The following is a 4,224-nucleotide window of genomic DNA, read 5'->3' on the forward strand; positions in this document are numbered from 1 at the left end:
GAATGGTGCTCCTGAGAACGCGAACAATACGACCTTCGACAAGCCGTATTATCGCCGCTCAGAGCACCATTCTTCGTTACTACCACAGCACCTAACCCTCACCACCGTGAAAGCCCCGGGCTAGGGCGAATCCGCGACTTGTCGACTGTAAGGCCGTTCGGACCCGCCGACTGCGGCGCCCGCGCGCACCGGCATGCCGAGAGCAAGCCCCAGCCGGTGAGAGATCACTGATCTCGGCGATCGTGGTGTCTGGCTTCGGCAGCGACGTGCGCAGTCTCGCCGAGTACGTTCGACGGCAGGTGGCCGAGGGGAGGAGATTCGACGGTGGCGAGGAAGTGGAGCGAGCTGAGCGAAGCAGCCGCTGGTTGATCGTGAGGTGACGTCGGCGACGATGTCGTTCATTGTCTGCGCGGCGTGCAACCGGAACGGGCGGCTCGCCGACATTCTTTGGACTCTAGTGCCGTCGGGTTGCAGGCGATGGGGTGTAGCCATGAACAAGGTAGGTCTGACAGGTCGGCTGAGGTCGGTTCCTGCACGCGTGGCCGTATTCTTCGTTATCGCCTGGCTGCTGTCGTGGGCATGGCTTGTGCCCATGGTGGTGCGAGGAGCGACGATTCGCGCAGGAGCGGGATGGCCGACGCATTTTCCTTCGTTGATCGGACCTGCCGTCTCGGCCATCGTAGTCACCGGCGTCTATGAGGGCCGTGCAGGATTGTGGGAATTGAAGCGTCGGGCCCTGTCGTGGCGGGTGCGGCCGATCTGGTGGCTTGTATCGGTGAGTCCGCTGGTGGTCGCTTGTGTGGCGTTGATAGTAGAGGCGATGCTCGGAAGGTCGATTCCTGCGTTGCGGGATTTCGCTGCGGTGAGCGGTCTTCCGTCGTCGTGGGGAATCGCCGGCGTGGGTTTGGTCATGCTCATGGTGGGAGGTTTCGGGGAAGAGCTCGGGTGGCGGGGGTATGCCCAACCGGTCGCGCAACAGCGGTGGCAGCCGCTGATCGCGACGGTGCTGGTTGCCGCGGGTTGGGCCGTATGGCATTGGCCGATGTTCTTCGTGTTGGACTCGTTTCGGGCCTTTTCCGTGGTCGGGCTGGCCGGTTGGGGTGTCGGCTTGTTCTGTGGCGCGGTCGTTTTGGCGTGGCTGTACAACAGGAGCGGCAGCGTGGTGATGGTTGCTGTGTGGCATGCCGGGTTCACCATCGTCACGGGCAGCCGCGCCGCTGACGGGGTGTTGGCGGCGTCGATCTCCGCGGTGGTGATGGTGGTCGCGATCGCACTCGTGGCCGGTGAACTGCGCGCGATAGTCACCGGCGCCGCAACGGTGATCGGACCTCCACGCACGGCGCAGGAGAGCTTTGCGACCGCGGACGGTGCTCACGAATGAATGTGGTGGTGTCCGGTCCGGAACCTCGGCAGCGCCCGCCCAAAACCATTTGCGCACAAAGCTAATTCACAGCGAAGATTGTTGTTCGTGATGACGACTCCCAATGGCGACTCGGCTGCTCGCCTGCCCGAACCGCCCTCCCTGACCATCCGTCCCTACCGCCCCGAGGACGAAGAGGCCGTAGTCGGACTCTGGAGCCGCGCCCACCCGCATCGCGCATCCCTTCATCGCCGATGAGGGCACCGGGGGGAACGGGAGCGCAAGCTTCGCGAGATCTGGCCGTTGGGGGCCAGTTCCTGGTAGCCGATTTTCTCGCCGGATTCGGAGGCCGGCAGGTACTGGCCGGTGCGGTAGATCTTGGTGCGGAAGGGGAGCTTGCCGGGAAGAGGTGCCTGTCCGTTCAACGACCTGGCGACTGCAGTCAGACAATGCACATCATTGTCGGATTGTTCCAGTCGAACCAGCACACTGGCACAGTCAGGGCGATACCGATGAACAAACCGGTCATCAGGGCCGGCGACGCCTGCCGAAGTCGCACGGGGACAACCTGTTTCGACCGGGCACGCAGGTCGGCTCCGGCGACAACGAGGGTGTGCACCACTGCGGCTGCACCGAAAGCGATCGTGGCCGCCCACATCGCAAGCAGTGCCAACATTCGGGTTTCGGGGAGCATCCGGTCATCGATGTACCCGAGGAACGGTGCGATCCCGGTGTCCTGTAGCGCGATCAACCCGAACAACAACCACACGATCCCCACCGACCGCACAGGTCGTAGGAACGGCCGAAATCCAGGGGCGTCGGTGGGATCGCTTGGCTGGCGGGCACGTTCGGTGGCGACTATCGCCAGTGCCAGCGCCGCCGCGAGCACGAATTCCAGGATCAGCAGTTGTCGGGTCAGGGCGTCGGCGTCCGGGTAGAAGATGCACTGTTCCGCGGAGCGAACGGGAACGGTGAGCAGTCCGTAGACGCACCCGGCCATCCACACTCCGCCGGCCAGACCCAGCAAGCCGCGACGGCATTGTCGCAGCCACCGCCAGATACTGCCGGTCCCGGTCTGCGTATCGATACTCAACTCCACCCCCGAACGAATGAAAATTCTTGAACCATCACCGATTTCACACTGTCCGATCCGAGGACAGGTGCGGTTGGCTTTCGCTCCCGTGAACCGATCGGTGCGCTTCGGGTCCTGGCCGGCGGCGACAACCCAGCGACGGGCTCAGTGTCGAGACTCCGCTCCCGCTCCAAGCAGGGGCCCCAGAGCTCGAGGCCGCATCGAAGCTTACGTCCGGTAGGCCGCATCCACTCCTCGTATCGCAACCTCGATGGTCACATCCAGTCCGATCTCGTACACGATCACGGCGATCTGGACTGTCTAGGCGGCGGTGCGGGCGGGGCTACCCCGACCCGGAGATGGCTTTCGAGCGCGGGCTCCGAATCGATTTCCGGGAGCCCGCGCATTTTCAGGCCTATCCGGCGGCCTGGTCTGGTGGCCGCGTCATGACGGCCCAGTCCATCTACGCCGGAGTCGGGGTTACTGCGGGATCCGCACTGCACGACAAGACTTGTTGGACACCAACACTTCTCGACACATTTTCGCGACGCATGGCCGCTTCCGGCGACTTGGGGTTCCGGCCGGCACAGCGCCGAGGTGTCGCGGGTGTCGCGAATCGATCGATTCTCAACACTCGCGCAGAAGCAAGGGATACCCCGATGGCCGGTGGTCAGTTCTGCAGCTCGGCATTGTCAGAGTTCTGGTTGAGGTCCGTCCCAATCGAACAGCGGGGGCAGGAGGACGGTGCCATCATCGAGGGCCCCGTGTGGGCCGCGGCGATCGCGGCGCACTGATAGCGCAGATAAGCGGCCGGGAGCAGCTCGTCGGCGGTAGGCCGCCAGCGACCGCGGATCCGATCGGGGATGGTGGTGAAATCGGCGGTGCGACAGTAGATGTCCGCGTCGAGGAGTTGGCGGCGGATCCCGATGTCGGCCTGGATCAGATCGGCGCCACCGTCCAGACCGGTCAGCAACGGCCACAGTTAGGGGTAGCGGTCGTAGAGCTCATCACCGATAGCGATCATGGACTGCCACCGGTGGATCTGCGCGCACAGAACGTGCAGGCCCATGAGGTCCGGCGGCGCGAAAAGTCGCGTTTAGCTGCCCAGGTGTGCGGGATGATTGAGGGCATCGGGACGTAGACGACGAATCCGCCGTGCGTCTGCGCGTTCCTCTCGGTGGCAAGGTGCGCTCTCGACGGTCGGTGCGCCTCGGAACAGACGGCGGTACGTACGACAAAAGGCCGTTGCCGTTTCGGCGGCAACGGGTATCGCAGCGGACGGAATCCCCCGGTGCACGCTGCGTCTGCCCAGGTGGTGAGAGACCGTCGTCAATCACCCACGCCTGGGCATCTTTCGGATCCGATCTCTATTCCTTCGTTCGGGCGTGGTCCGTTCGCATCGAAGGAGGAGTCATGGGCAAGGAACCGATGGACCGCGAAGCGGCCGACCGTATCGCCGCCGCGGCCGAGCGTGATCCCGACAGTCCGACCGCGCAGTCCGGGTTCGACGAGCGAGCCGCCGAGGCGGCCGACCGCAACGACGAGGACGACGACTGACCCTGCGTGATGCCGAGACCTCCGGTGACGTGCCGGAGGTCTCGGGTCATTGCTGAGAGTTGTTCGGGTGGAATGGTTTTCGATTCACTCTGCCCAAATTCGCGAAAAGTCTCGGTAAGGAGTTTCCGCAGACAATGACACATTATCTGCGGCAACTCAGATGCCCGACCTGGACATATGCACCGCACGGGCGGTGCCGACTCAGGAAATTGTCTGCGGCAGGCGGTCTTACGGT

Annotated in this window: 4 protein-coding genes; 2 read left to right on the plus strand and 2 right to left on the minus strand. The window is 63.9% G+C overall.

All coding sequences use genetic code 11. The features are described from left to right. Positions 1–490 precede the first annotated feature (490 nt). Positions 491–1,381, plus strand: a complete 891-nt coding sequence (locus ACIRRA_RS45435; protein ID WP_402782189.1) for a CPBP family intramembrane glutamic endopeptidase — start codon at positions 491–493, stop codon at positions 1,379–1,381. A gap of 421 nt (positions 1,382–1,802) precedes the next feature. Here ACIRRA_RS45435 and ACIRRA_RS45440 read toward each other — a convergent pair whose 3' ends face one another. Next, positions 1,803–2,387: a hypothetical protein gene (locus ACIRRA_RS45440; protein ID WP_402782191.1), complete on the minus strand. Its 585-nt coding sequence runs from the start codon at positions 2,385–2,387 to the stop codon at positions 1,803–1,805. A gap of 715 nt (positions 2,388–3,102) precedes the next feature. Then, entirely contained in the window at positions 3,103–3,405 is a 303-nt protein-coding gene (locus ACIRRA_RS45445; RefSeq protein WP_402782193.1) for a hypothetical protein, read from the minus strand. A gap of 440 nt (positions 3,406–3,845) precedes the next feature. Here ACIRRA_RS45445 and ACIRRA_RS45450 point away from each other — a divergent pair, with 440 nt between their 5' ends. Then, entirely contained in the window at positions 3,846–3,989 is a 144-nt protein-coding gene (locus ACIRRA_RS45450) for a hypothetical protein (protein ID WP_402782195.1), read from the plus strand. Positions 3,990–4,224 lie beyond the last annotated feature (235 nt).

This window comes from Nocardia sp. NPDC101769 (assembly GCF_044766925.1).
In the GTDB taxonomy this organism is placed as follows: Bacteria; Actinomycetota; Actinomycetes; order Mycobacteriales; family Mycobacteriaceae; genus Nocardia.

What these genes read in the sequence shown, in the direction of transcription:
- ACIRRA_RS45450 (WP_402782195.1), top strand. Translation starts at nt 3,846, where the DNA reads ATGGGCAAGGAACCGATGGACCGCGAAGCGGCCGACCGTATCGCCGCC.
- ACIRRA_RS45435 (WP_402782189.1), top strand. Translation starts at nt 491, where the DNA reads ATGAACAAGGTAGGTCTGACAGGTCGGCTGAGGTCGGTTCCTGCACGC.